Raw genomic sequence first — 24,285 nt, 5'->3', positions numbered from 1 at the left:
CGGCCCCGATCGTGGAGTCATGTCCAACGCATTCAACGACGACCTCGCCCGCCCCGCCGCTGCCGAGGACGTGGGCGTCCAGCCTCTCCGCGACGGAGACGCGACGAGCGAAGCGGACCCCTCGCTCGACCCCGCGCAGCAGGAGTGGGATCGCACGGAGGCCATCGACGATGCGCTCGACGCGGGCGTCGACCCGGCCGAGCTCGACACGGCCACGGCCACCAGCGACGACCCGGCGCACCTGCCCTCGAACGACGACGAGATCCCCGTCGAGGATCTGCCTGCCACCGGCGTTCAGCCCGAGACGCAAGGCGACGATCCGATCATCGCCGAGCTGGGCGAGGACGGCGAGGGCGACATCACCGACGAGGGGCTGTGACCGGCGGCATCGAGTCGTACGCGCCGATCGGAGACGGTCGCACGGTCGCGTTGATCGGGCTCGGCGGCAGCATCGACTGGCTGCCGCTTCCCGACCTGACGAGCACGCCGGTCTTCGCCCGGCTCCTCGACGACGAGACGGGCGGATGCCTCGAGCTCGCGCCCGTCGACGACTTCGAGACGTCACGGCGCTACATCCCCGACACCAACGTCCTCGAGACGACCTTCACCACCGCGACCGGCTCGGTCCTGGTCACCGACGCGATGGTGTCGGGGGTCGCCGGACGGATGCCGTGGGCAGAGCTCGCCCGCCGCATCGACGGGGTCGCGGGCACGGTGCCGATGGCCTGGCGCATCCACCCGGGAACATCGCTGCGGACGGCAGCCCCGTGGATCGAGCGGACCCAGCACGGCGACGTGATCCGCAGCGGGAAGACGGCGATGGTCGTCGTCGGCTTCGAGCACGGCCCCGACGCGCCCGACCCGGACGGCACGAGCGGCCCGCGGCTGACCGGGTCGTTCACGACGCGGCCGGGCTCGCGGCACCTCATCGCGCTGGCCGCGACGCACGACGAGCCCCTGCACCTCCCGGACCCGCGCAAGGTCGACATCGGCATCGACCGGACGATCGGCAACTGGCGGCACTGGTCGGAGGTCTTCTCATACGACGGTCCCTGGGCCGAGCGCATGCAGCGCAGCGCCCTCGCCCTCAAGCTCCTCATCTTCAGCCCCACCGGAGCGATCGCCGCGGCGGCCACCACGTCGTTGCCCGAGAACCCCGAGGGCGGCAAGAACTGGGACTACCGCTACGCCTGGGTGCGCGACCTCGCCTACACCGCGCACGCCCTCGTCCGCTTCGGCCTGCGTGAGGAGACGCACGCCGCGCTGTCGTGGATGCTGCGCACGATCCGTGATCACGGACCCGAACTGCACGTCATGTACACGCTGGGCGGCGAGCTCGTTCCCGATGCGCAGGAGTACCACGTGCCCGGATGGCGCGACATCGGCCCGGTGGTGACCGGGAACCCGGCCCGCGAGCAGCTCCAGCTGGGCGTCTACGGCGACCTCATGGCGATCTGCCGCACCTATGTCGACGCCGGGAACGTGCTCGACATCGGCACGGCGCGCATGCTCGCCGGCGTGGCCGATCGCACCTGCGACCTGTGGCGCAACCCCGACTCGGGCATGTGGGAGCTTCCGGAGGAGCGCCACTACACGTCGTCGAAGATGGGGTGCTGGAAGGCTCTCGACGACGCGGTCGCGCTCGCCGAGAGCGGAGCGATCCCCGGCAGCGCCGACCGGTGGAAGGCCGAGCGCGAGCGCATCCGGCTCTGGATCGAGGAGAACTGCTGGTCTCCCGAACTGCGTGCGTACACCTTCTTCGCCGGGTCGGAGGAGCTCGATGCCTCCGTCCTGCTCCACGCCCCGACGGGTTTCGACCGGGGGGAACGCATGTCGTCGACGATCGACGCCCTCAGCGCCGAGCTGGGTGCGGGTCCGCTGCTCTACCGCTACAGCGGTGTGGCCGCGGAGGAGAAGACCTTCGTGGCCTGCGCGTTCTGGCGCGCCGAGGCCCTCGCCTGCGTCGGACGCCACGACGAGGCGCTCGACCTCGTCGATCAGCTCGTCTCCCACGCCAACGACGTGGGCATCTACGCCGAGATGATCGACGCCGCCGACGGCTCCGCGTGGGGCAACACCCCGCAGGCGCTCAGCCACCTGGCCTTCATCGCCACGGTGCTCACCATCCGCGATGTCGTTCCCGAGGAGGCTCTCCGTGGCAAGTGAGGTCACGGTGTTCCGCGACACCCGTGCGGTGCTCGTCGAGAGCATCTGGTGGGACGCGCGCAGCGACGAGGTGGTCTGGGTCGACATCACCGCCGGCCTGTTGCACCGCGGACCGCTCGACGGCGCCGTGGACGGCAGCGACGACCGGATCGTCGAGCTGCCCCCGCCCCTGTCGGCCGTGCAGCCGGCGGCGGGCGGCGGGTACGTCGCGGCTCTGAAGGATCGCGTCGTGCTCCTCGACGAGCACGGCCGCATCGAGCGGGAGCTGGCGACTCTGCCGCATCGCCACGACGGCATGCGCCTGAACGAGGGCAAGGTCGATCCCTTCGGCCGGTTCGTCGTCGGCGGCATGGAGCTGACCACCGACGACGCCGACGCGACGGTCTGGTCGGTCGACGGCGACGGTGCGGTCCGCGTGATCAGCGGAGGGTTCGCGGTCGCCAACGGGATGGAGTGGTCCGACGACGGCCGCACCATGTACCTCACCGACACCGGCACCTCGACGGTGTATCGCGCGCCTTACGGGCCCGATGGCGAGCTCGGCGAGCTCGAACCGTTCCTCGTCGGCCGCGCGAGCGACGGGCTGACGATGGCGGCCGACGGATCGTTCGCGAACGGGCTGTACGGCGAGGGAGCGGTCGCGCACTGGAACACCGCGGGCGAGATCGTCGACGAGACCGCGATGCCCGCCCCCAACATCACCTCGGTGGCCTTCGTCGGCCCCGACCTCCGCACCCTCCTCGTCGGGTCGGCCCGGGAGAACCTCACCGAGGAGCAGCTGCAGCGGCATCCGCTCTCGGGCGGCATCTTCCGTCTCGACCACCCGATCGGCGGACGCGGCGTCCACACCTTCGGCGTCGCATCCACCCCCTGACCGCACGACCGTCCACGAAAGACCGACCGGAAGGAGACATCATGTCCCGCGACCAGTACACCTTCGTCAACCCCGCCGAGCTCTACTCGGACATCGAACCCGAGAAGCAGGAGATGGACGAGCCGGGCCTCGATGCCGAGATGACGCCCAAGGCGGACCTCGGCGAGGAGAGCTACCGCGGCAGCGGGCGTCTCACCGGCCGCAAGGCGCTCATCACGGGCGGTGACTCGGGCATCGGCGCGGCCACCGCTATCGCGTTCGCGCGCGAGGGTGCGGATGTGGCGATCTCGTACCTCCCCGCAGAGGAGCAGGATGCGCAGCGGATCGCCGGCATCCTGAAGGACGCCGGCGTGACCGTGGCGACTCTCCCGGGGGATCTGCGCGACCCCGAGTACTGCCGTTCACTGGTCGCCGACACGGTGTCGGCGCTCGGCGGCATCGACATCCTCGTCAACAACGGCGGCAAGCAGATCGCCCAGGAGTCGCTCGCCGACATCACGGACGAGCAGTTCGACGACACGTTCAAGACGAACGTGTACGCGATGTTCTGGATCACCAAGGCGGCACTGCCGCACCTGCCCGCCGGTGCGACGATCATCAACACGACCTCGATCCAGGCGTACTCGCCGTCGGAGACGCTGGTCGACTACGCCTCGACCAAGGCGACGATCAACGCGTTCACCAAGGGGCTCGCGCAGCAGCTGGCGCCGAAGGGCATCCGCGTCAACGCCGTCGCACCCGGCCCGATCTGGACACCGCTGCAGCCGAGCGGCGGACAGCCGCAGGACAAGCTCGAGAGCTTCGGCGAGCAGACGCCGCTCGGACGCATGGGCCAGCCCGCCGAGCTCGCCCCGGCCTACGTGTACCTCGCGTCGGCGGAGTCGAGCTACGTCGCGGGGGAGACCCTCAACGTCAACGGCGGCATGCCCACGCCGTGACGCGTCGGACGGCGCCCGTCGGCAACGACGGGCGCCGTTCTCCCGATCGATAGGTTGTGCACAACTAGGTTGTGTACGATGCAAGCATGGAACCCACGGAGCACATGGTCTGCTTCTCGATGTACGCGGCATCGCGCGCGACGACGAAGGCCTACGCCACGCTGCTCGAGCCGCACGGGCTGACCTATCCGCAGTACCTCGTGCTCGTGCTGCTGTGGAGCCGCGACGACCGAAGCGTCCGCGAGCTCGGCGACGCCCTCGACCTCGACTCGGGCACCCTGTCGCCGCTGCTGCGCCGGATGACCCGGGACGGGCTGGTCGAGCGCACGCGGACGAGAGAGGACGAACGGGTCGTCTCGGTCTCGCTGACCTCGCGCGGCCGCGACCTGCGCGCGGAGCTCGCCCACGTCCCCGGCTGCATCGCGCAGGGCATGGGCGTGACCGTCGACGGAGCCCGGGCCCTCATCGCAGCCCTCACCGAACTCGCCGACGGCATGCGCGACACCGCCGCCGGTGCGCGGTCGGCATCCGCCGCCGCGGACACGACCACCCCCGAAAGAGAGAAGGAGCACGCATGAGCGCCCTCTACACCGCTGAAGCACTGTCGACCGGAGCGGGCCGCAACGGCCACGTCCGCAGCACCGACGGACGCGTCGACCTCGAGATGGCGATCCCGAAGGAGATGGGCGGGTCCGGCAACGGATCCAACCCCGAGCAGCTCTTCGCCGCCGGCTACGCCGCCTGCTTCCACTCCGCCCTGCAGATGGTGGCCCGCTCGAAGAAGGTCGACGTGACCGACTCCGCCGTCGGCGGCCAGGTGCAGATCCACCCCACGGATGCCGGTGGCTTCTCGCTCTCGGTGGTCCTGGAGGTCGTGCTGCCGGGCGTCGAGCGCGCGCTCGCACAGGAGCTGGCGGATGCCGCACACCAGGTGTGCCCGTACTCCAACGCCACCCGGGGCAACATCCCGGTGGAGATCACCGTCTCGGAGGACTGACCCCCGGCGCCGCCGCGAGTGGTGCGCTCAGATGCGCACCACTCGCGGGCGGTGGCGGACCTCGCGGTGCAACCGCTCCATCTTCGCGTCGAGCTCGGAGGCCGTGTCGGCGGCATCCTTGAGTTCCGCGAGCAGCTCGGCCGGCACGTTCGCCGCGTACTTGTAATAGATCTTGTGCTCGAGGCTGGCCCAGAAGTCCATCGCGATCGTGCGGAACTGCACCTCGACGGGCACCATCAGCCGCCCCGTCGAGAGGAACACCGGCACTTCGACGATCGCGTGGAGGCTCTTGTAGCCGTTGGGCTTCGGCTCGGCGATGTAGTCCTTCACGAGGCGCACCTGGATGTCGTCCTGGGCGGTGAGCAGGTCGAACAGTCGATAGGCGTCCTGCACGAAGCTGCACGTCACGCGCACGCCCGCGATGTCGGTGATGCTCTCGCGGATGGCGGGGAACTCCGGTTCCACACCCTTGCGCACCACCTTCTCCACGATGCTGTCGGGCGACTTCAGCCGGCTCGAGAGGTGCTCGATGGGGTTGTAGTCGTGCAGCTGCTGGAACTCGTCGCGCAGGATCTGCAGCTTCGTCTCGATCTCCTGCATCCCGAAGCGGTACTCGAGCAGGAACTGCTGGAACTCGTCGCGGAGGCTCCGCAGCTCCTGCGGCGAGAAGTTCTGCAGTCCGTCGGTGATCGAGAGCGGGGGCACGGCGCTGCCGGTCGTCATGAGCTCGACGGTACCGAGGTCTGATCGGCGCGCGCTGTGAGCCCGGCGGTCGTTCGCCGGTGGCGCAACGGCCGCGCCGCGTGCGTGTCGGCGCCCGGCGCTACCATGAACCGTCCGTCCGCCTCGCCCAGGGAGACCCATGCTCGGCAAGCTCCTGATCCGCTATCTGCGCACCTACCGGTGGCTGCTCCTGGGTGTTCTGGTGTTCCAGTTCGCCTCGGCGATGGCCTCGCTCTACCTTCCCCGCCTGAACGCCGACATCATCGACAACGGCGTCGCCCAGGGCGATACCGCCTACATCTGGTCGCGCGGCGGGGTCATGCTGCTCATCGCGCTCGGCCAGATCATCGCGGCCGTCATCGCCACACTGTGCGCCGCCCGCGCCGCGATGGCCGCGGGACGCGACATCCGCCGCGACGTCTTCGAGAAGGTGAGCGGCTTCTCCGAGCGCGAGGTCTCGCGCTTCGGTCCCGGAACCCTGATCACGCGCAACACCAACGACGTGCAGCAGGTGCAGATGCTGGCGATGATGGGGGCGACGATGCTCGTCACCGCCCCGATGCTGGCGATCGGCGGCATCATCATGGCGCTGCAGCAGGACGTCGGGCTGAGCTGGCTCATCGGCGTGGCCGTGCCGCTGCTGCTCGTGATCGCCGGCATCATCATCAGCCGCATGGTTCCGCTCTTCCGCATCTTCCAGACACGGCTCGACAACGTCAACCGCATCATGCGCGAGCAGCTGACGGGCGTGCGGGTGGTCCGCGCGTTCGTGCGCGAGCGCATCGAGGAGGAGCGCTTCCGCGGCGCGAACACCGACATCATGATCGTCGGGCGCAAGGTCGGCTCGCTCTTCGTGCTGATGTTCCCGCTCGCGATGCTCGTGCTGAACGTCACCGTGGTCGGTGTCATCTGGTTCGGCGGCATCCAGGTCGATCAGGGCAGTGTGCAGATCGGCACGCTCTTCGCCTTCATGCAGTACGTCGGCCAGATCCTCATGGGCGTGCTCATGGCGACCTTCATGACGATCATGATCCCGCGCGCCGCCGTGTCGGCCGATCGCATCGGCGAGGTGCTGGCGTCGCACGACGCGCTCGAGCGCCCGGCCGCTCCGGTGGAGACGTTCCCCGAGCCCGGTGCCGTCGAGTTCGACGACGTGTCGTTCACCTATCCGGGGGCCGACTCGCCGGTGCTCGAGGGCATCTCGTTCCGTGCCGCCCCCGGTGAGACGGTCGCCGTGGTCGGGTCGACCGGGTCGGGGAAGACGACGCTGGTCTCGCTGGTGCCGCGGCTGTTCGACGTCACCGGAGGTTCCGTCCGCGTCGCCGGTGTAGACGTCCGGCAGGCGGACCTGGATCTGCTGTGGGCGGGTATCGGCTACGTGCCGCAGCGGGCGTTCCTGTTCACCGGGACGGTCGCCTCCAATCTCAGGTTCGGTCGCGAGGACGCCACCGACGACGAGCTGTGGCGGGCATTGGAGATCGCCCAGGGCCGCGATTTCGTCTCAGAGATGGAGGGCGGGCTCGAGGCGCGCATCGCGCAGGGCGGGACGAACGTCTCCGGCGGTCAGCGGCAACGGCTCGCGATCGCGCGCGCGATCGTGCGGCGGCCCGACGTGCTCGTCTTCGACGACTCGTTCTCGGCGCTCGACCTGTCCACGGACGCGCGGCTTCGCGAGGCGCTCTGGCGAGAGCTGCCCGACGTCACGAAGATCGTCGTCGCGCAACGCATCTCCACCGTGACCGGCGCCGACCGCATCCTCGTCCTCGACGACGGCCGGGTGGCCGGGCTCGGCACGCACGACGAACTGCTGGCAACGAACACGACCTATCGCGAGATCGTCGAGTCGCAGTTGGGGGTGGACGCATGAGCGGCTCCGAGAAGAACCTGACCGACGACGAGCGGCTCGAACTCGAGCTCGCCGAGCAGGCGCGCCAGAATTCGGGCGATTGGGACAGCGTCGCCCCCGGCAAGGCCGCGAAGTTCGGACCGAGCTTCGTGCGCATGATCGGCCTGCTCCGCCCGTACGCCGCCGTGTTCGCGCTCATGACGGTGCTCGGCGCGGTGGGAGTCCTGCTCGCCGTGCTCGCCCCGCGCGTCCTCGGCGACGCGACGAACCTCATCTTCGAGGGGATCGTGTCGGCGAACCTGGCCGGGCAGTTCCCGGCCGGCACGAGCCAGGAGGACGTCGTCGCCGCGCTCAACGCCGCGGGCCAGACGGACATCGCCAACATCGTCGGCGCGATGCAGAACTTCCAGGTCGGCGCCGGCGTCGACTTCGACCGGCTCAAGTGGGTCGTCGTGACCGTGCTCGCGATCTACGTCGGCTCGGCGATCCTCACCTGGCTGCAGGGCTTCGTGATCAACATCATCATGGTGCGCACGATGTGGCGCCTGCGCGAGTCGGTCGAGGCGAAGATCAACCGCCTGCCGCTGTCGTACTTCGACCGCGTGCAGCGCGGCGAGCTGATCTCGCGCGTGACGAACGACATCGACAACATCACCCAGACGATGCAGCAGTCGCTCTCGACCGCCCTGACGAGCGTGCTCACGGTCGTCGGCGTGCTGTTCATGATGTTCTCGATCTCGTGGCAGCTCGCGCTCGTGGCCCTCGTCTCGCTGCCGCTCATGGCCGTCATCTTCGGCGTCATCGGGCCGCGCTCGCAGAAGGCCTTCGCCCTGCAATGGCGCAAGGTCGGCCGGCTGAACGCCCGCGTCGAGGAGTCGTTCTCGGGTCATGCTCTCGTGCGCGTCTACGGCCGCGAGCGCGACGCACGCGAAAAGTTCGAGGCCGAGAACGACGAGCTGTTCGAGGCCGCGTTCAAGGCCCAGTTCCTGTCGGGCCTCATCATGCCCGGGATGATGTTCATCGGAAACCTCACCTACGTCGGCATCGCCGTGCTCGGCGGTCTCATGGTCGCCTCCGGTCAGCTCCGACTCGGTGACGTGCAGGCGTTCATCCAGTACTCGCAGCAGTTCACCCAGCCGCTCTCGGAGCTGGGCGGCATGGCCGCCGTCGTGCAGTCGGGCACCGCATCGGCCGAGCGGGTCTTCGAGCTGCTCGACGAGAACGAGCAGGATCCCGACGACCCCGACGCGCGAGCGACGACCGACGGTCGGGGCGTCATCGAGTTCGAACACGTGCGCTTCGCCTACTCGTCCGACAAGCCTCTGATCCGGGATCTGTCGTTCCGCGTCGAACCGGGTCAGACGGTGGCCATCGTCGGCCCGACCGGCGCGGGCAAGACGACGCTCGTCAACCTGCTGATGCGGTTCTACGAGCTCGACGGCGGACGCATCCTGCTCGATGGGCAGGACATCGCCGCCCTCTCCCGCGACGACGTGCGATCGCGCACCGGCATGGTGCTGCAGGACCCGTGGCTGTTCGCGGGAACGATCCGCGAGAACATCCGGTACGGCCGCCAGAGCGCCACCGATCAAGAGATCGTCGACGCCGCCGTCGCCACCCGGGTCGACCGCTTCGTGCACTCCCTGCCCGAGGGCTACGACACCGTGCTCGACGAGGATGCCGCGAACGTCTCGGCGGGCGAGAAGCAGCTCATCACGATCGCACGGGCCTTCGTCGCACAGCCCGCCGTCCTGATCCTCGACGAGGCGACCAGCTCGGTCGACACCCGCACGGAGCTGCTGCTGCAGCAGGCGATGTCGGCGCTGCGCGAAGGGCGGACGTCGTTCGTGATCGCGCACCGGCTCTCGACGATCCGAGACGCCGACCTCATCCTGGTGATGGAGCACGGCGACATCGTCGAGAAGGGATCGCACGACGAGCTCATCGGCGCACGCGGTGCGTACTGGCGCTTGTACCGCTCGCAGTTCGAACGCGCAGCCGGCGATGACGCGGGGGACGATGCATCAGCATCGGCGACCTCCACCGATGCTCTCGCGACCGACGGATAGGGTGATGTGCGGCGGCAGCCCGCCCGATGCGGAATGAGGAAGAGTTGAGCACTTCGACGCCCCCCGGGTGGTACGACGACGGTCACGGCGCACTCCGCTGGTGGGACGGTGCCCAGTGGACCGAGCACACCCATGTGCCCGAGCAGCCTGCGGTGCCCGAGCAGCCTGCGGTGCCCGAGCAGCCTGCGGTGCCCGAGCCCACGGCGGCGTCGATCGCCGAGAGCCGGCAGTTCGCCGCGTCGACCGACACCGCTACCCCGACCAACGCCGTCCCGCAGATCCCCGTGCCCTCGAACACCGCACCCTGGCAGCACGGCGGTGATGCTCCGAGCGAGGCGCCGCGCAAGAAGTCGAAGCTGTGGATCCTGTTCGTCGCCCTGGGCGCGGTGATCGTCGGACTGATCATCCTCGCCGCGGTCTTCATCCCGCGGTTCGTCGTGGGCCTGCTCGACCCGACCGGCGGACGTCCGGACGCGGGCACGTCGCAGGATGCGGACGCCCGCGCCGCCGAGGACGTCGTCGACGCCTACGACGACGCGTGGGACGACATCGACTGCGCGGCCTACCAGTCGACGCTCACACCGGAGTACCTCACCACCTACGGCTACACCGACTGCGCCGATTTCGACCGCGAGGCCACGGCGTTCAACGAGACGGTCGACGAGTACGAGGTCGCGATCGTCTCGACCTCTCGCGACGGCGACACGATCACCGTCGACACGGTCGAGAGCTTCGTGCAGGTGCGCGACGAGTCGGGCCTGCCGCTCGAGAACCCGGTGCCCGGCAGCTTCTCCTACTCCTACACGCTCGTTCCCGGCGGTTCGGGCTGGCTCATCGACGACTTCGTCGAGTCGCCGCAGTGATGCACGCCGAAAGGGTGCGACGCACTCCCCGCTTCTACCTCGCCTGCGCCGCGATCGGCCTCGGCGCCGGTCTGCTCTCGGGGCTGTTCGGGGTCGGTGGCGGCACCGTCATCGTGCCGATGCTGGTACTGCTGCTCGGCTTCGACCAGCGGCTCGCCGCGGGCACGTCGCTCGCCGCCATCGTGCCCACGGCATCCGTCGGCGTCATCTCCTATGCGATGACGGGATCGGTGGCGTGGATCCCCGCCGTCATCCTGGCCGTCGGCGCCGTCATCGGCGCGCAGATCGGCAGCTGGCTGCTCGCGAAGATCCCGCAGAACGCTCTCCGCTGGGGGTTCGTCGGCTTCCTCCTGGTCGTGGTGGTCATGCTGTTCATCGTCGTGCCGTCGCGGGATGCGGCGCTCGAGCTCAGCTGGCCGGTGGGCATCGGACTGGGTGGCCTCGGACTGTTCACCGGCATCATGGCGGGTCTGCTCGGCGTCGGCGGCGGGGTCATCGTCGTACCGGCATTGATGTTCCTCTTCGGAACGAGCGACCTCGTCGCGAAGGGGACGTCGCTGCTCATGATGATCCCCACCGCCATCTCGGGCACGATCGGCAACGCGCGGCGGCGCAACGTCGACCTCCTCGCTGCGCTCGTGGTCGGGCTCGCCGCGTGCACGACCACCGCGCTCGGTGCGTGGATCGCGACGCTGCTGAATCCGCTCACCGCCAACATCCTCTTCGCCGTCTTCCTCACATTCATCGGCGGGCAGATGGCGTTCCGGGCGATCCGGGTGCACCGCGCGCAGCGCGCCGAGCGGGCGGCGACCCGTGCGCCGAAGCCGCAGCGGGGTCGCCGGTAGAATCGGACGGTGTCCGTGAACCCTGAGCTGGTCGAGCGCGCCTTCGCGCCCACCGCCCCCTACCTCGTGGGCCGCGAGAAGGTGCGCGACTTCGCGCGCGCCGTCTTCGCGACCGATCCGCAGCACACCGACCCCGAGGCGGCGCGTGCGCTGGGCTACGCCGACGTGGTCGCCCCGCCCACCTTCGCGATGGTGATCCAAGACCTCACGCTGCAGCAGCTGCTCGCCGAGCCCGACTCGGGCATCGTGCTCGAACGCACCGTGCACGCCGAACAGCGCTTCCGCTACACCCGCCCGATCGTCGCCGGAGACGAGCTGTCGGCGACGCTGACGGTGACCGGCGTCCGAGCCTTCGGCAAGGGAGCCATGGTCACCAGCGAGGCGGACATCACCGACGCCGACGGGGCGCACGTCGTCACGGCCATCTCGGTTCTGCTGGTCGGAGGGGAGGACGCATGAGCGCGATCGAGATCGGAACGGTCGTCGCCCAGCGCACGGTCGAACTCACGCGCGAATCGCTCGTGCGCTACGCCGGAGCATCGGGAGACTTCAATCCCATCCACTACCGCGACGACGTCGCGACGCGCGTCGGGCTCCCCGGCGTCCTCGCCCACGGCATGCTCACGATGGGGCTCGCCGTCGAGACCATCGTCGAGTGGCTCGGCGACAGCGGCCGCATCGTCGAGTACGGGGTGCGATTCACCCGCCCCGTCGTCGTCGACGCCGAGACGGGTGCCACGGTCACCGTCGTCGCGAAGGTCGGCGCGGCCGACGACGACACCACGCGCATCGACCTCACCGTGAGCTACGGCGACACGGTGGTGCTGGGCAAGGCGCAGGTGCGCGTGCGCACCGCCGCGTGATCGTGGTCGAGATCACCCCCCGCCCCCTCGCCGAGCTGACGACGCTGCGGGCGGGCGCCGTGCCGGCGCGGATGATCGAGGCGCGCACGACCGATGAACTCGTCGCGACGCTGCGTGACCTCTGGGCCGATCGCGAACCCTGGCTCGTCGTGGGCGGCGGCTCGAACCTGCTCGTCGGTGACGAGCCCTTCGACGGGACGGTGGTGGTCGTGCGGACGGACGGCATCGAGCAGCTTCCTTCGCCGCTTCCCGGTCATGTACGCCTCAAGGTGCAGGCCGGACACTCATGGGATGCCCTGGTCGAACACGCCGTGTCGGCGGGGCTGAGCGGGATCGCGGCGATGTCGGGCATCCCGGGCACCGCCGGCGCCGCACCGGTGCAGAACATCGGCGCCTACGGTCAGGAAGTCGTCCAGACCCTCGTCGAGGTCGAGCTGATCGACGAGTCCACGGGCGATGTCTCCGTGGTCCCGGCATCCGATCTCGGTCTCGGCTTCCGCACCTCGGTGCTCAAGCAGCATCACGGGTCGGTGCCCGAGCGGTCCGCGGTCATCCTCTCCATCACTCTCGAGCTCGCCGAGGTCGGACACGGGGAGTTCGTGATCCGCGGCCCCCAGCTCCGCGGTGCGCTCGGGCTCGATCCCGAGGCGGCGGTCTCGCTGCGCTGGGTCCGCGACACCGTCCTGGCGGTCCGGGCGAGCAAGGGCATGGTGCTCGACGACGCCGATCCCGACACCTGGAGCGCCGGGTCCTTCTTCCAGAACGCGATCGTCAGCGCCGCGTTCGCCCGCACGTTGCCGGACGCCTGCCCGCGTTGGCCGGTCGCCCCGGACCCCGTGGCCGACCGGGTCATCCCGCTGAACGAGTACTACGGCGTCTCGCCGACCGCGAGCAGCGCGGAGCCCGACGTCAAGGTCAGCGCCGCCTGGCTCATCGAGCACGCCGGCATCGGCAAGGGGTTCGCGCTTCCCGGATCGCGTGCCGGGCTGTCGACCAAGCATGCTCTGGCGCTGACCAACCGCGGCGGCGCCACCGCCGACCAGCTCGCCGCGTTGGCGCGCTTCGTGCAGCAGCGCGTGCAGGCGGAGTTCGGGCTCATCCTGCAGCCCGAACCGGTCCTCGTCGGCGTCGAGCTCTGACCCCGGCCCGGGTCAGGCGAACAGGCGCTGCAGGCGCTGGATGCCTTCGAGCAGCTGGTCGTCGCCGAGGGCGTACGAAAGCCGCAGGTATCCCGAGGGACCGAAGGCCTCGCCGGGAACGACGGCGACCTCCGCCTGCTCGAGGATCAGGTCCGCGAGCTCGAGCGAGGTCGTGACCTCGACGCCGGCCCACGTGCGGCCCAGCAGCCCGGTGACGTCGGGGTAGACGTAGAACGCGCCGAGCGGGTTCGGTACCTCGACGCCGGGGATCTTCGCCAGCTCCGCCACGATCAGGCGGCGCCGACGGTCGAAGGCCAGGCGCATCTGCTCGGCCTCGTCCTGCGGCCCCGTCAGCGCCGCCAGGGCGGCGCGCTGCGCGACGTTGTTGACGTTCGAGCTCAGGTGGGACTGGAGGTTGCCGGCCAGCTTCATGGCGTCGGAGGGGCCCACCATCCAGCCCACGCGCCAGCCGGTCATCGCATACGTCTTCGCCACGCCGTTGACGAGGATGGTCTGCCCGGCGAGGTCGGGAACCGCCTCGACGATCGAGACCGCGCGCGCACCGTCGTAGACGAGGTTCTGGTAGATCTCGTCGCTGATGACCCAGATGCCGTGCTCGAGGGCCCACGCGCCGATCGCGGCGGTCTCCTCGGGGGTGTAGACGGCACCGGTCGGGTTCGAGGGCGACACGAAGACGAGCACCGTGGTGCGCTCGGTGCGGGCGGCCTCGAGCTGCTCGACGGTCACCTTGTACTCCTGGTCGGCGCCGGCGAAGACCTCGACCGGGATGCCGTCGGCGAGGGCGATCGCCTCGGGGTAGGTCGTCCAGTACGGAGCCGGCAGCAGCACCTCGTCACCGGGGTTCACCACGGTCTGGAAGGCCTGGTACACCGACTGCTTGCCGCCGTTGGTCACGATGACCTGCGAAGGCTGCACCTCGAGGCCCGAGTCGCGGAAGGTCTTCGCGGCGATCGCCTCGCGCAGCACCGGGAGACCGGCGGCGGGCGTGTAGCGGTAGTTCGACGGGTCGGCGAGGGCGTGCTGCGCGGCCTCGACGATGAACGCCGGCGTCGAGAAGTCGGGCTCGCCCGCCGCGTACGAGATGACGGGGCGCCCGGCGGCCTGCAGAGCCTTCGCCTTCGCGTCGACCTTGAGGGTCGCCGACTCGGCGATGGCGGAGAGCTTGCGGGACAGCGGGGCGCGTTCGGTCACCCTCCGAGCGTAGCGGCGCGGCCGCGCGAATGGGATGCCGCACGCGAGCGCGCCTCCACCGAACGGTGGACCCGGTTCGACCGAATAGGGGCTGTCGCGCCGGGGCGGCGCCGGGCACGGTGGGTACATGACGACCCGACCCACCGCACCGACGCTCGTGCGCGGCCTGACGAAGAGATACGGCGATGTCACGGCCGTCGACGACGTGAGCTTCGAGGTGCCGGCGGGCGGGGTGTTCGCGTTCCTCGGCACCAACGGGGCGGGGAAGTCGACGACGATCGGCGCGCTGACGACGGTGATCCAGCCCGATGCCGGGTCGCTCCAGGTGGCCGGCCACGACATCCGCACAGACGGCGACGCGGTGCGCCGTGCGATCGGCGTCGTCTTCCAGGACTCCCTCTTGGACGGAGCGCTCACGGTACGCGAGAACCTCACGGTGCGGGCGCGGCCCTACCTCGGCACCGCGGCGGCGATCCGGGAGCGGATCAACCGGCTCGAGCGCATCATCGACCTCGGCGAGTTCATCGACCGGCGATACAGCCGCCTCTCGGGTGGGCAGCGGCGTCGCGCCGACATCGCCCGTGCGCTGCTGCACGACCCCGAGATCGTCTTCCTCGACGAGCCGACGACCGGACTCGACCCGGCGAGCCGGCAGATGGTGTGGGCGACCATCCACGAACTGCGCGAGCGCGACGGGCTCACCGTCTTCCTCACGACCCACTATCTGGAGGAGACGGAGGAGGCCGATCGGGTCTGCATCATCGATCGCGGCCGGATCGTCGCCGACGGCACCCCCGCCGAGTTGCGAGCTGTTCCACGCCTCGGGGGCGCGGCTGACGGTCGTGGCCCGATGACGGCGCTGCTGCTGGTCCGGCACGGTCCGACGCCCTGGACGGCCGAGCGTCGCCTGCAGGGGCGCACCGACATCGACCTCTCCGAGACCGGTCGGAGCGCGGCGCTGCGGCTGCGCGTCCTGATCGACGAGTGGATGCCGCAGACCGCCGTCGTGTCGCCGCTGTCGCGCGCCCGGTCGACGGTGTCGCTGCTGAGCGGGCTCACCCCCATCGTCGACGAACGGTGGGCCGAGGCGGGACTCGGCTCCTGGGAGGGGGCGGTGCCCGAGGTGCTCGGCGCCGACTACGCCCGGTGGCGGGCGGGGGCCATCGTGCCCCCGGGTGGTGAGCGCCTCGCATCGGTGCAGGAGCGGGTCGCGGCGGCCGCGCACGTGGCGGCCGCCCATCCCGGCCCCGTCCTCGTCGTCACGCACGGCGGGGTGATCCGGGCGGCGCTCGCGCACTTCGTCGGGTTGACGGCGGACCGGATCGAACCCGTCGCCGCTCCGAGCCTGACCGTCCTCGACGCGCCTCCCGCCGCGGAGCGGGCCCGCCTCGTGCGCTTCAACATCACGGCCTGACGCTCCCGGCGCCGCGGCGACCCCGGGTCAGGACGAGAGGCGGAGGGCGGTCCACACGGCTGCGCGGTCGGCGAAGGAGGCCAGATCCCGGCCCAGCAGGCGCTGCGCGAGAGCGATGCGGGCGCGAATGGTGTGGCGGTGCACGCCGAGGGCGCGAGCGGTGCCCTCGTGCGCGCCGTCGTGCTCGAGCCACGCCGTCAGGGTGGATTCGAGGGTGGTGCCGTGGCGCGCGTCGTGGCTGCGCAGAGCGGCCAGCTCGGCCCCCGCGCGGGCGCGGGCGGCGACGGTGGCCAGGTCGTCCAGGAGGTCCCCCGGGGCATCGGCGACATCCGTCGCGGTGCCGGCACGTCCTCGGTCGCGCGCGAGGCGGGCGCGCTCGCGTGCCGCCGGCACCTCGGCGTCGGTCGGGGCCGGCGCGACGCCGAGGCGCCAGGTCAGGTGCTCGGCGATCTCGTCGAGGAGGTGCCGATCGGACGCCGCGGCGATGAGCAGAACGCCATCTCGGTCACGTCCGTAGAACAGGCGGCCCGTCGCGGCGTGATGGTCCAGCAGCTCGCGGGCGCCCGTCGGGGCGGCGGGATCGGCCATGGCGACCACGAACGGCGCGGCGGGGAAGGCGCCCCACGCATCGGTGGCGACCGCCCGGGCGAGATCGAGCCGACCGTCGACGAGGAGGTCGACGAGCGCCGCGCGCAGCCGGCTCCATGCCCCCGCCGTCATCCGGCGCTGCTCGAGCGCGAGACCGGTGGTCGCGACGACCGCGGTCACGACGGCGCGCGCATCGGTGTCGAGCTCGATGCCCGCGGTGGCCAGGACCCCGCGCTGACCGCCCGCCCCCAGCGTCTGCAGGGTGACCGGGCGTCCGAGGAGCGGCATCGCCGCCCCCGTGCCGCCGCCGCGCCGCAGCAGCGCGACGACCTCGGCGTCGACGGCACGCCGCAGCTCCCCGTCGTCGCCCTCGGTCGAATCGGGCGTCCCGGCACCGGCACCGGCGCCCGGCGCCGCGTGCGCGTAAGTCAGGGCGCCCGAGGCGTCGTAGAGGCCGACCCACCCGCCGAGCTGTCGAGCGAGTTCGGCGATCGTGGCGTCGAAACCGTCGGGTCTCAAGGCGGCCAGTGCCAGAGCGCGCTGCGCGTCCAGAGCCCAGCTGCGTCGCGCGTACGCCCGGGCGGCGATCGCTTCGGCTGCGGCGCGGGCCACGGCGATGAAGGGGGTGCGGTAGGGCACCTCGAACAGCGGCATCCCGTCTCGCTCGCACGCGGCTCGCAGCGGGTCGGGGATGCCGTCGCGCACGACCTCCGTGCCGAAGCCGAGGCCGCGCACGCCGCGCGCCCGCAGCCGGCCCACGTAGGCCTCGGCCTCCCGGGTGTCGCCGACGGTGAGCTGGGTTCCCGTGGTCAGCAGCACGACGTCCTCGGTGAGGAAAGGGGTCGGGTCGGTCAGATCCGAGCTGTGGACCCAGCGCACAGGGGCATCGAGGGCGGCGTCGCCCGACGGCGTCGCCAGCCGCAGCCGCAGCTCACGACGGGACAGCAGCGCCCGCACGGTGGGCGCGGGGGGCGTGGCGGCAGTCGACGGCATCCTGTACACCTCGGCGATAAGACGTGCGCTCACTGTACACGGCGGCGAGTGCGGGTGTGCCGGCCCGAGTCCTAGTGTCGCGGGATGAGCACCTCGACCCCGACGCCGACCATCCCCCTCGGCGGCCCGACCCTCCCGCAGGAGCGCCGCGTCGTCACCGCCATCCCCGGACCGCGCTCGGCCGAGCTGCTGGCGCGCAAGGCCGCGGCGGTGCCGGCCGGAGTCGGACACACCGCGCCGATCCACGCCGTAGCCGCCGGCGGCGGGGTCGTCGTCGACGCGGACGGCAACTCGCTCATCGACCTGGGCTCGGGCATCGCCGTCACCTCGGTCGGCAACGCGCACCCGGCGGTCGTCGCCGCAGTGCAGGCCCAGGTGGCGCAGTTCACCCACACCTGCTTCATGATCTCTCCCTACGAGTCGTACGTCGCGGTGGCCGAGGCGCTGAACCGGCTGACGCCGGGCGATCACGAGAAGAAGACGGCGCTGTTCAACTCCGGCGCCGAGGCGGTCGAGAACGCCGTCAAGATCGCACGCAAGGCGACCGGTCGCCAGGCCGTCGTCGCCTTCGATCACGGCTACCACGGCCGCACCAACCTGACGATGGCGCTGACGGCGAAGTCGATGCCCTACAAGAGCGGGTTCGGTCCGTTCGCCCCCGAGGTCTACCGCGCGCCGCTGTCGTACCCGTTCCGCGACGGTCTGTCGGGCCCGGACGCCGCGGCCCGAGCCATCTCGCAGATCGAGAAGCAGGTCGGCGCCGACAACCTCGCCGCCGTCATCATCGAGCCCATCCAGGGCGAGGGCGGCTTCATCGTCCCCGCCGCCGGTTTCCTGCCGGCGATCGCCGACTGGTGCCGCGAGAACGGCGTCGTGTTCATCGCGGACGAGGTGCAGACCGGCTTCGCGCGGACCGGCGCGATGTTCGCCAGCGAGCACTTCGGGATCGTGCCCGATCTGATCACGACCGCCAAGGGCATCGCCGCAGGCCTGCCGCTGGCGGCGGTCACGGGACGCGCCGACCTGATGGACGCCTCGCACCCGGGCGGGCTGGGCGGCACGTACGGCGGCAACCCGATCGCCTGCGCCGCTGCGCTCGCGTCGATCGACGCCTTCGAGAACGACGGGCTCATCGAGCGCGCCCAGCAGATCGGCGCCCGGCTCACGGCACGCCTGAACCGGCTGCGCGGAACCGACCCGCGCGTCGGCGACGTCCGCGGTCTCGGAGCCATGGTCGCCGCGGAGTTCGTCGATCCGGAGACCGGCGATCCGGATGCCGCGCTCACCTCCGCCGTCGCGAAGGCGTGCATCGCCGAGGGTGTCATCGTGCTCACGTGCGGTACCTACGGCAACGTCATCCGTTTCCTGCCCCCGCTGTCGATCGGCGACGACCTGCTCGACGAGGGCCTCGACGTCATCGCAGCGGCGCTCGCCGCCCAGCCCCAGAACGAAGGAGTCGCACATGACTGAGATCACCCGAGACGTCGCGATCATCGGCGCCGGAGCGGCCGGCCTGACCGCGGCCAACGACCTGAAGAAGGCGGGGCTGTCGGTCGTCGTGCTCGAGGCGCGCAGTCGCGTGGGAGGGCGCCTGTGGACCGATGAGATCGACGGGGCCATGCTCGAGCTCGGCGGGCAGTGGGTCTCGCCCGACCAGCACGCGCTCATCGAGACGCTGGCCGACCTGGGGCTCGAGACCTATGCCCGCTACCGCGAGGGCGAGAGCGTGTATGTCGGAGCCGACGGCGAGGCTCGCCGCTTCACGGGGGAGATGTTCCCGGTGGCACCCGAGACCGAGCGCGTGATCGACGAGATCACCGCACGCCTCGACGCGATGGTCGCCGAGATCGACCCCGACCGCCCCTGGGCCCATGAGAAGGCCGCCGAGTGGGACCGCATCTCGTGGGATGCGTGGCTGCGCCAGCAGACCGACGACGACGAGGCGGTGCGCAACCTCGCCTTCGCGACCGGCTCGGCGATGCTGACCAAGCCGACCCACACCTTCTCGCTGCTCCAGTCGCTGCAGATGGCCGCCTCGGCAGGGTCGTACTCGCACCTCGTCGATGCCGACTTCATCCTCGACAAACGCGTCGTGGGCGGCCTGCAGCAGGTTCCGCTCCGGCTGGCGGAGCGCTTGGGGGACGACGTCGTGCTCGACCAGCCGGTGCGCACCGTCGAGTACACCGACGGTGGCGCAGTGGTGCGCACCGACGCGGTCACCGTTCGTGCCCGTCGCGTCGTGCTCGCCCTGGCCCCCGTGCTCTACAACCGGATCTCGTTCGTCCCGCCGCTGCCGCGTCTGAAGCACCAGATGCACCAGCATTTCTCGATGGGGTTCGTCATCAAGGTGCACGCGGTCTACGACCGGCCATTCTGGCGCGAGCAGGGTCTGTCGGGCACGGCCTTCAGCCCGTACCAGCTGGTGCACGAGGCCTATGACAACACCAACCACGCCGATCAGCGCGGCACCCTCGTCGGCTTCGTCTCGGACCGCACCGCCGACGATCTCTTCCGACTCGGCGCCGACGAACGCCGCGAGCGGATTCTGGAGTCGCTGTCGCACTATTACGGGCCCGAGGCGAAGGACCCCGTCGTGTACTACGAGAGCGACTGGGGCAGCGAGGAGTGGACCCGGGGCGCGTACGCCGCCAGTTTCGACCTCGGCGGCCTGACGCGCTACGGCGCCGAGCAGCTCGAGCTCGTCAGCCCGCTCCACGTCGCCTGCAGCGATCTGGCCGGGCTCGGGTACCAGCACGTCGACGGCGCGATCCGGATGGGACACCGCGTCGCCGAGGAGATCCTCGAAGCGGACCGGTCGTGAGCACGCCGACCCCGACCGACCGCATCGTCGTCGGCTACACCGCGACGAAGGCGGGACGGGATGCCGTCGCTTTCGCGAGCCGCCTCGCCGCCGCATCGGGTGCCGGGCTGCATCTGGTGCTCGTGCTCCCGGCGCAGAAGCCGGGCATCGTCCCGCCCGACGCCGGCTACGAGCGTCTGGTGCGCGAGCAGGCGGCCGGCTGGCTGCGCGATGGTGCCGCCGAGGTGCCGGACGGCATCGCCCATCGGGCCCACGTCCGGTACGGCGAGTCGGTCGCCGCGGGGCTGGTCGATGCGGCCGATGAGCTGGGTGCGTCCCTGATCGTCGTCGGAGCGGCCGATGGCGGCAACCGCGGTCGGCACCGGCTGGGGACGACGACGACCGAGCTCGTGCATTCGTCGGATGTCCCGGTGGCACTCGTGCCCCGGGGTGCGCGGCGGGTTCCGGCCGAGACCGGCGTCACCCGCCTCACCGCAGCAGTGGGTGAACGCGAAGGCACCGAGTTGCTGGTCGACCAGACCATCCGACTGGCGGCCGCGACGGGCGTGCCGGTACGCCTGCTCTCGCTGGTGGCGCTCGATCTGCCCGCCGGGCTCGACACGGGCGCCATCCGCACGGTGGGCGACACCCATGCGCAGGACGTGCTGGCCGAGGTGCGGGCGGCGCTTCCCGCCGACGCCGACGTCGCCGCGGTCGTCGCCACCGGTGACGGCATCGAGGACGCCGCCTCCCACCTCGAGTGGGAGGCCGGAGAGATCGTGCTCGTCGGGTCGAGCCGGCTGGCGCAGCCGCGGCGCCTGTTCCTCGGCTCGACCGCGGCGAGGATGCTGCGCGTGGTGACCGTCCCGATGATCGTGGTGCCCCGCACCCGCAGCGAGCGAGAAGGAGCGAGCGCATGACCAGAGCAGAGCAGGCCGGGTCGCCGGCGGCCGACCCCGTCACCGGGGGGATCTCCCGCAAGGGGCTGAGCGCGGGCACCGTCGGGCTCCTCGGGGCCGTCGTCATCGGCATCTCGTGCATCGCGCCGGCCTACACGTTCACGGCGGCGGTGGGTCCGACGGCATCCGAGGTCGGCACACAGGTGCCGGCGATCGTGCTGGTCGGTTTCATCCCGATGCTGCTCGTCGCCTTCGGCTACCGCGAGCTCAACAGCCGGATGCCCGACTCCGGCACGAGCTTCACCTGGGCCGCTCGCGCCTTCGGCCCCTGGGTGGGCTGGATGGCGGGGTGGGGACTCGTCGCCGCGACGATCCTCGTGCTCTCGAATCTCGCGGGGGTCGCCGTCGACTTCCTCTTCCTGCTGATCGCGCAGCTGACCGGTCAGGAATCGGTCGCGGATCTGGCCGGCATCACCTGGATCAACGTGCTCGTGTGCGTCGTCTTCGTGGCGGCTGCGACCTTCGTGTCGTATCGCGACATGCAGACCACGCAGAAGCTGCAGTACGGCCTCGTCGCGTTCCAGGTGGTCGTGCTCGTGCTGTTCGCAGGCGCCGCCATCGTCGAGGCGTCGTCGGGCAACGCCTTCGACGCGACGCCCTTCGACTGGTCATGGTTCAACCCGTTCGCCGTGCCCTCGTTCAGCGCGTTCGCCGCGGGCCTGTCGCTGTCGATCTTCATCTTCTGGGGGTGGGACGTCACCCTCACGATGAACGAGGAGACCAAGGACCCCGAACGCACGCCCGGCCGCGCCGCGACGATCACGGTCGTGATGATCGTGGCCCTCTACCTGTTGCTCGCCGTCGCGATGATCATGTTCGCCGGCGTCGGCTCGGGCGATCTCGGGCTCGGCAACGCCGACATCCAGGAGAACGTCTTCTTCCACCTGTCGGGACCCATCCTCGGTCCGCTGGCGTTCCTCGTCTCACTCGCCGTCCTCACCAGCTCGGCCTCGTCGCTGCAGTCGACCTTCGTCGGCCCGGCGCGGACGCTGCTCGCGATGGGGCACTACGGCGCCCTGCCGGAGAGCTTCGCGAAGGTCAGCCCGCGCTTCTTCACGCCCGGCTACGCCACGGTCGTCTCGGCCATCGTCGCCTCCGGCTTCTACGTCGTGATGCGCATCGTCAGCGAGAACGTCCTGTGGGACACGATCCTCGCGCTCGGCATGATGATCTGCTTCTACTACGGCCTGACCGCGTTCGCGTGCGTGTGGTATTTCCGGAAGCAGTGGTTCGACTCGGTGCGGAACGTGTTCTTCACCCTGCTCTTCCCTCTCGTGGGCGGCCTGATCCTCGCGGTGCTGTTCGTGACGACCCTCATCGACACCATGGATCCGGCGTACGGCAGCGGGTCGCAGATCGGCGGCGTGGGCCTGGTCTTCATCCTCGGCGTGGGAGTCATCCTCGTCGGCGTCGTCGTGATGGTGTGGCAGGCCGTGAAGCGCCCCGCGTTCTTCCGGGGCGAGACCTTGACCAAGGATGCGCCGGCGAGCCGGCGCGCGAGAGGAGCTGCGCGATGACGCACGAGAGCGAGACACGACTGCTGGCCGGGCTGCAGCGCGGACTGTTCATCGGCGGGGAGTGGGTGGACGCCGAGGGCGGCGCGACCTTCGCCGTCGCCGATCCCGCGACCGGCCGCACGCTGATCGAGATCGCCGACGCGTCGCCGGCGGACGGCATCCGCGCCCTCGACGCGGCCGTGGCCGCCCAGGAGGGGTGGGCCGGCACGGCGCCGCGGGTGCGCAGCGACATCCTCCGCCGCGCCTTCGATCTCGTCCAGCAGCGCAAGGAGGACCTCGCGCTGCTGATGACGCTCGAGATGGGCAAGCCCCTTGCCGAGGCTCGAGGCGAGGTCGGGTACGGCGGCGAGTTCCTGCGGTGGTTCAGCGAGGAGGCCGTGCGCATCACGGGCCGGTACGGTCTGAACCCCGAGGGCACCGGACGGATGGTCGTCTCGCAACGGCCCGTGGGCCCCTCGTTCTTCATCACGCCGTGGAACTTCCCGCTGGCGATGGCCACGCGCAAGATCGCGCCCGCGCTCGCCGCCGGGTGCACCGTCGTCGTCAAGCCGGCGGCGCTCACCCCGCTGACCACGACCCTGTTCGTGCAGATCCTCGAAGAGGCCGGCCTGCCGGCGGGGGTGGTGAACGTGGTCAACGCGACGCGCTCGAGCGAGGTCGCGGCGCCGATCATCGCCGATCCCCGGCTGCGCAAACTGTCGTTCACCGGTTCCACGCCGGTGGGCAAGAAGCTCATCGCGCAGGCGTCCGAGGGCGTCCTGCGGGTGTCGATGGAGCTCGGCGGCAATGCGCCGTTCATCGTGTTCGAGGACGCCGATCTCGACAAGGCGGTGGAGGGCGCGATGCTCGCGAAGTTCCGCAACATCGGGCAGGCGTGCACGGCGGCCAATCGCTTCATCGTGCACGAATCGGTCGTCGACGCCTTCGCCGACCGGCTGACCGAGCGTGTCGCGGCGATGAAGATCGGCCGCGGCACCGAGGAGAACGTGCAGATCGGACCTCTCATCGACGACAGGGCAGTCGCCAAGACGGGCGCGCTCGTCGAGGATGCCGTCGCCCGGGGAGCCACGGTGCGCACCGGCGGGTCTGCCATCGCGGGGGAGGGGAGCTTCTTCGAGCCCACGGTCGTCACCGAGGTCGTCGCCGGCAGCGACATCCTGCGCGAAGAGATCTTCGGCCCGGTGCTCGCGATCGCGACGTTCGCCGACGAGGATGAGGCGATCCGGCTCGCCAACGACACGGAGTACGGGCTGGTCTCGTACGTGTTCACGCAGGACCTCGCGCGCGGCCACCGGATGATCGACCGGCTCGAGACGGGCATGATGGGCCTCAACGTCGGCGTCGTCTCGAACGCCGCCGCGCCGTTCGGCGGTGTCAAGCAGTCCGGTGTGGGCCGCGAGGGCGGCCTCGAGGGCATCCATGAGTACCTGTCGACCAAGTACACCCTGATCCCGGCCGACTGAGGCCGACGGAGGAGAA

The 24,285-nt window shown here is 70.6% G+C and carries 22 protein-coding genes; 19 read left to right on the top strand and 3 right to left on the bottom strand.

Going from position 1 to position 24,285, the window contains the following annotated elements:
* Positions 1-19 precede the first annotated feature (19 nt).
* The 6 genes from HW566_RS05065 to HW566_RS05040 all read left to right on the top strand — a co-directional run bounded on the left by HW566_RS05065 (position 20) and on the right by HW566_RS05040 (position 4,975).
* Positions 20-379 carry a sugar ABC transporter ATPase gene (locus tag HW566_RS05065; protein ID WP_178010956.1) on the top strand — a complete coding sequence of 120 codons (360 nt, stop codon included), beginning with the start codon at positions 20-22 and terminating at the stop codon, positions 377-379.
* Positions 376-2,166, top strand: coding sequence for a glycoside hydrolase family 15 protein (locus HW566_RS05060; protein WP_178010955.1), 1,791 nt, complete (start codon positions 376-378; stop codon positions 2,164-2,166). Before HW566_RS05065 ends, HW566_RS05060 begins: the two co-directional genes overlap by 4 nt.
* Positions 2,156-3,040, top strand: a complete 885-nt coding sequence (locus tag HW566_RS05055) for an SMP-30/gluconolactonase/LRE family protein (RefSeq protein WP_256728874.1) — start codon at positions 2,156-2,158, stop codon at positions 3,038-3,040. Before HW566_RS05060 ends, HW566_RS05055 begins: the two co-directional genes overlap by 11 nt.
* Positions 3,041-3,081: 41 nt before the next feature.
* Positions 3,082-3,978, top strand: coding sequence for an SDR family oxidoreductase (locus HW566_RS05050; RefSeq protein WP_178010951.1), 897 nt, complete (start codon positions 3,082-3,084; stop codon positions 3,976-3,978).
* Between the two features lie 86 nt (positions 3,979-4,064).
* Positions 4,065-4,556 (top strand): MarR family winged helix-turn-helix transcriptional regulator, encoded by a 492-nt coding sequence (locus HW566_RS05045; protein WP_256728873.1) that lies wholly within the window; start codon positions 4,065-4,067, stop codon positions 4,554-4,556.
* Positions 4,553-4,975, top strand: coding sequence for an organic hydroperoxide resistance protein (locus HW566_RS05040; protein ID WP_178010949.1), 423 nt, complete (start codon positions 4,553-4,555; stop codon positions 4,973-4,975). The genes HW566_RS05045 and HW566_RS05040 overlap by 4 nt, the downstream gene beginning before the upstream one ends.
* A 27-nt stretch (positions 4,976-5,002) precedes the next feature.
* Here HW566_RS05040 and HW566_RS05035 read toward each other — a convergent pair whose 3' ends face one another.
* Positions 5,003-5,698: a GTP pyrophosphokinase gene (locus HW566_RS05035; protein WP_178010948.1), complete on the bottom strand. Its 696-nt coding sequence runs from the start codon at positions 5,696-5,698 to the stop codon at positions 5,003-5,005.
* Between the two features lie 139 nt (positions 5,699-5,837).
* On the opposite strand from HW566_RS05035, the gene HW566_RS05030 reads away from it, so the two are divergent.
* Genes HW566_RS05030 through HW566_RS05000 form a run of 7 tightly spaced genes read left to right on the top strand, consistent with a single transcriptional unit; the run spans position 5,838 to position 13,323 of the window.
* Entirely contained in the window at positions 5,838-7,565 is a 1,728-nt protein-coding gene (locus tag HW566_RS05030; RefSeq protein ID WP_178010946.1) for an ABC transporter ATP-binding protein, read from the top strand.
* Positions 7,562-9,613, top strand: a complete 2,052-nt coding sequence (locus HW566_RS05025; protein ID WP_178010944.1) for an ABC transporter ATP-binding protein — start codon at positions 7,562-7,564, stop codon at positions 9,611-9,613. The genes HW566_RS05030 and HW566_RS05025 overlap by 4 nt, the downstream gene beginning before the upstream one ends.
* Before the next feature lie 44 nt (positions 9,614-9,657).
* A complete protein-coding gene (locus tag HW566_RS05020) occupies positions 9,658-10,476 on the top strand; it encodes a DUF2510 domain-containing protein (protein WP_218621650.1) in 819 nt (272 codons plus the stop codon).
* Positions 10,476-11,321: a sulfite exporter TauE/SafE family protein gene (locus tag HW566_RS05015; RefSeq protein WP_178014692.1), complete on the top strand. Its 846-nt coding sequence runs from the start codon at positions 10,476-10,478 to the stop codon at positions 11,319-11,321. The genes HW566_RS05020 and HW566_RS05015 overlap by 1 nt, the downstream gene beginning before the upstream one ends.
* A gap of 9 nt (positions 11,322-11,330) precedes the next feature.
* Positions 11,331-11,780, top strand: a complete 450-nt coding sequence (locus HW566_RS05010) for an FAS1-like dehydratase domain-containing protein (RefSeq protein WP_178010940.1) — start codon at positions 11,331-11,333, stop codon at positions 11,778-11,780.
* Positions 11,777-12,184 carry a MaoC/PaaZ C-terminal domain-containing protein gene (locus tag HW566_RS05005; RefSeq protein ID WP_178010938.1) on the top strand — a complete coding sequence of 136 codons (408 nt, stop codon included), beginning with the start codon at positions 11,777-11,779 and terminating at the stop codon, positions 12,182-12,184. The genes HW566_RS05010 and HW566_RS05005 overlap by 4 nt, the downstream gene beginning before the upstream one ends.
* A 2-nt stretch (positions 12,185-12,186) precedes the next feature.
* A complete protein-coding gene (locus HW566_RS05000) occupies positions 12,187-13,323 on the top strand; it encodes a UDP-N-acetylmuramate dehydrogenase (protein ID WP_178014690.1) in 1,137 nt (378 codons plus the stop codon).
* Between the two features lie 12 nt (positions 13,324-13,335).
* On the opposite strand, the gene HW566_RS04995 is transcribed toward HW566_RS05000, so the two are convergent.
* The gene (locus HW566_RS04995; RefSeq protein WP_178010936.1) at positions 13,336-14,535 is read right to left on the bottom strand and encodes a pyridoxal phosphate-dependent aminotransferase; all 1,200 of its coding nucleotides are present in this window, start codon (positions 14,533-14,535) and stop codon (positions 13,336-13,338) included.
* Positions 14,536-14,662: 127 nt separating this feature from the next.
* On the opposite strand from HW566_RS04995, the gene HW566_RS04990 reads away from it, so the two are divergent.
* Positions 14,663-15,949, top strand: coding sequence for a histidine phosphatase family protein (locus HW566_RS04990; protein WP_178010935.1), 1,287 nt, complete (start codon positions 14,663-14,665; stop codon positions 15,947-15,949).
* A 27-nt stretch (positions 15,950-15,976) separates the two neighbouring features.
* Here HW566_RS04990 and HW566_RS04985 read toward each other — a convergent pair whose 3' ends face one another.
* A complete protein-coding gene (locus HW566_RS04985; protein WP_178010933.1) occupies positions 15,977-17,530 on the bottom strand; it encodes a PucR family transcriptional regulator in 1,554 nt (517 codons plus the stop codon).
* A gap of 84 nt (positions 17,531-17,614) precedes the next feature.
* On the opposite strand from HW566_RS04985, the gene gabT reads away from it, so the two are divergent.
* Genes gabT through HW566_RS04960 form a run of 5 tightly spaced genes read left to right on the top strand, consistent with a single transcriptional unit; the run spans position 17,615 to position 24,269 of the window.
* Positions 17,615-19,000: a 4-aminobutyrate--2-oxoglutarate transaminase gene (gene gabT / locus HW566_RS04980; protein WP_178010931.1), complete on the top strand. Its 1,386-nt coding sequence runs from the start codon at positions 17,615-17,617 to the stop codon at positions 18,998-19,000.
* Complete coding sequence (locus HW566_RS04975; protein ID WP_178010929.1) at positions 18,993-20,351, top strand: flavin monoamine oxidase family protein; 1,359 nt, start codon at positions 18,993-18,995, stop codon at positions 20,349-20,351. The genes gabT and HW566_RS04975 overlap by 8 nt, the downstream gene beginning before the upstream one ends.
* Positions 20,348-21,250, top strand: coding sequence for a universal stress protein (locus HW566_RS04970; protein WP_178010927.1), 903 nt, complete (start codon positions 20,348-20,350; stop codon positions 21,248-21,250). The genes HW566_RS04975 and HW566_RS04970 overlap by 4 nt, the downstream gene beginning before the upstream one ends.
* Positions 21,247-22,806: an APC family permease gene (locus tag HW566_RS04965; RefSeq protein ID WP_178010925.1), complete on the top strand. Its 1,560-nt coding sequence runs from the start codon at positions 21,247-21,249 to the stop codon at positions 22,804-22,806. The genes HW566_RS04970 and HW566_RS04965 overlap by 4 nt, the downstream gene beginning before the upstream one ends.
* A complete protein-coding gene (locus HW566_RS04960; RefSeq protein WP_178010924.1) occupies positions 22,803-24,269 on the top strand; it encodes an NAD-dependent succinate-semialdehyde dehydrogenase in 1,467 nt (488 codons plus the stop codon). The genes HW566_RS04965 and HW566_RS04960 overlap by 4 nt, the downstream gene beginning before the upstream one ends.
* Positions 24,270-24,285: the final 16 nt, after the last annotated feature.

The organism is Microbacterium oleivorans (genome assembly GCF_013389665.1).
Lineage (GTDB): Bacteria > Actinomycetota > Actinomycetes > Actinomycetales > Microbacteriaceae > Microbacterium > Microbacterium oleivorans_C.
The sequence above is the reverse complement of the archived record's forward strand: the minus strand, read 5'-3'. Positions and strand labels throughout refer to the sequence as shown.

Coding starts and splice junctions, on each gene's coding strand:
- HW566_RS05025 (WP_178010944.1), top strand. CDS start 7,562: ATGAGCGGCTCCGAGAAGAACCTGACCGACGACGAGCGGCTCGAACTC.
- HW566_RS05040 (WP_178010949.1), top strand. CDS start 4,553: ATGAGCGCCCTCTACACCGCTGAAGCACTGTCGACCGGAGCGGGCCGC.
- HW566_RS04960 (WP_178010924.1), top strand. CDS start 22,803: ATGACGCACGAGAGCGAGACACGACTGCTGGCCGGGCTGCAGCGCGGA.
- HW566_RS04975 (WP_178010929.1), top strand. CDS start 18,993: ATGACTGAGATCACCCGAGACGTCGCGATCATCGGCGCCGGAGCGGCC.
- HW566_RS05005 (WP_178010938.1), top strand. CDS start 11,777: ATGAGCGCGATCGAGATCGGAACGGTCGTCGCCCAGCGCACGGTCGAA.
- HW566_RS04965 (WP_178010925.1), top strand. CDS start 21,247: ATGACCAGAGCAGAGCAGGCCGGGTCGCCGGCGGCCGACCCCGTCACC.
- HW566_RS05035 (WP_178010948.1), bottom strand. CDS start 5,698: ATGACGACCGGCAGCGCCGTGCCCCCGCTCTCGATCACCGACGGACTG.
- HW566_RS04990 (WP_178010935.1), top strand. CDS start 14,663: ATGACGACCCGACCCACCGCACCGACGCTCGTGCGCGGCCTGACGAAG.
- HW566_RS05050 (WP_178010951.1), top strand. CDS start 3,082: ATGTCCCGCGACCAGTACACCTTCGTCAACCCCGCCGAGCTCTACTCG.
- gabT (WP_178010931.1), top strand. CDS start 17,615: ATGAGCACCTCGACCCCGACGCCGACCATCCCCCTCGGCGGCCCGACC.
- HW566_RS05045 (WP_256728873.1), top strand. CDS start 4,065: ATGGAACCCACGGAGCACATGGTCTGCTTCTCGATGTACGCGGCATCG.
- HW566_RS05030 (WP_178010946.1), top strand. CDS start 5,838: ATGCTCGGCAAGCTCCTGATCCGCTATCTGCGCACCTACCGGTGGCTG.
- HW566_RS05065 (WP_178010956.1), top strand. CDS start 20: ATGTCCAACGCATTCAACGACGACCTCGCCCGCCCCGCCGCTGCCGAG.
- HW566_RS05015 (WP_178014692.1), top strand. CDS start 10,476: ATGCACGCCGAAAGGGTGCGACGCACTCCCCGCTTCTACCTCGCCTGC.
- HW566_RS04985 (WP_178010933.1), bottom strand. CDS start 17,530: ATGCCGTCGACTGCCGCCACGCCCCCCGCGCCCACCGTGCGGGCGCTG.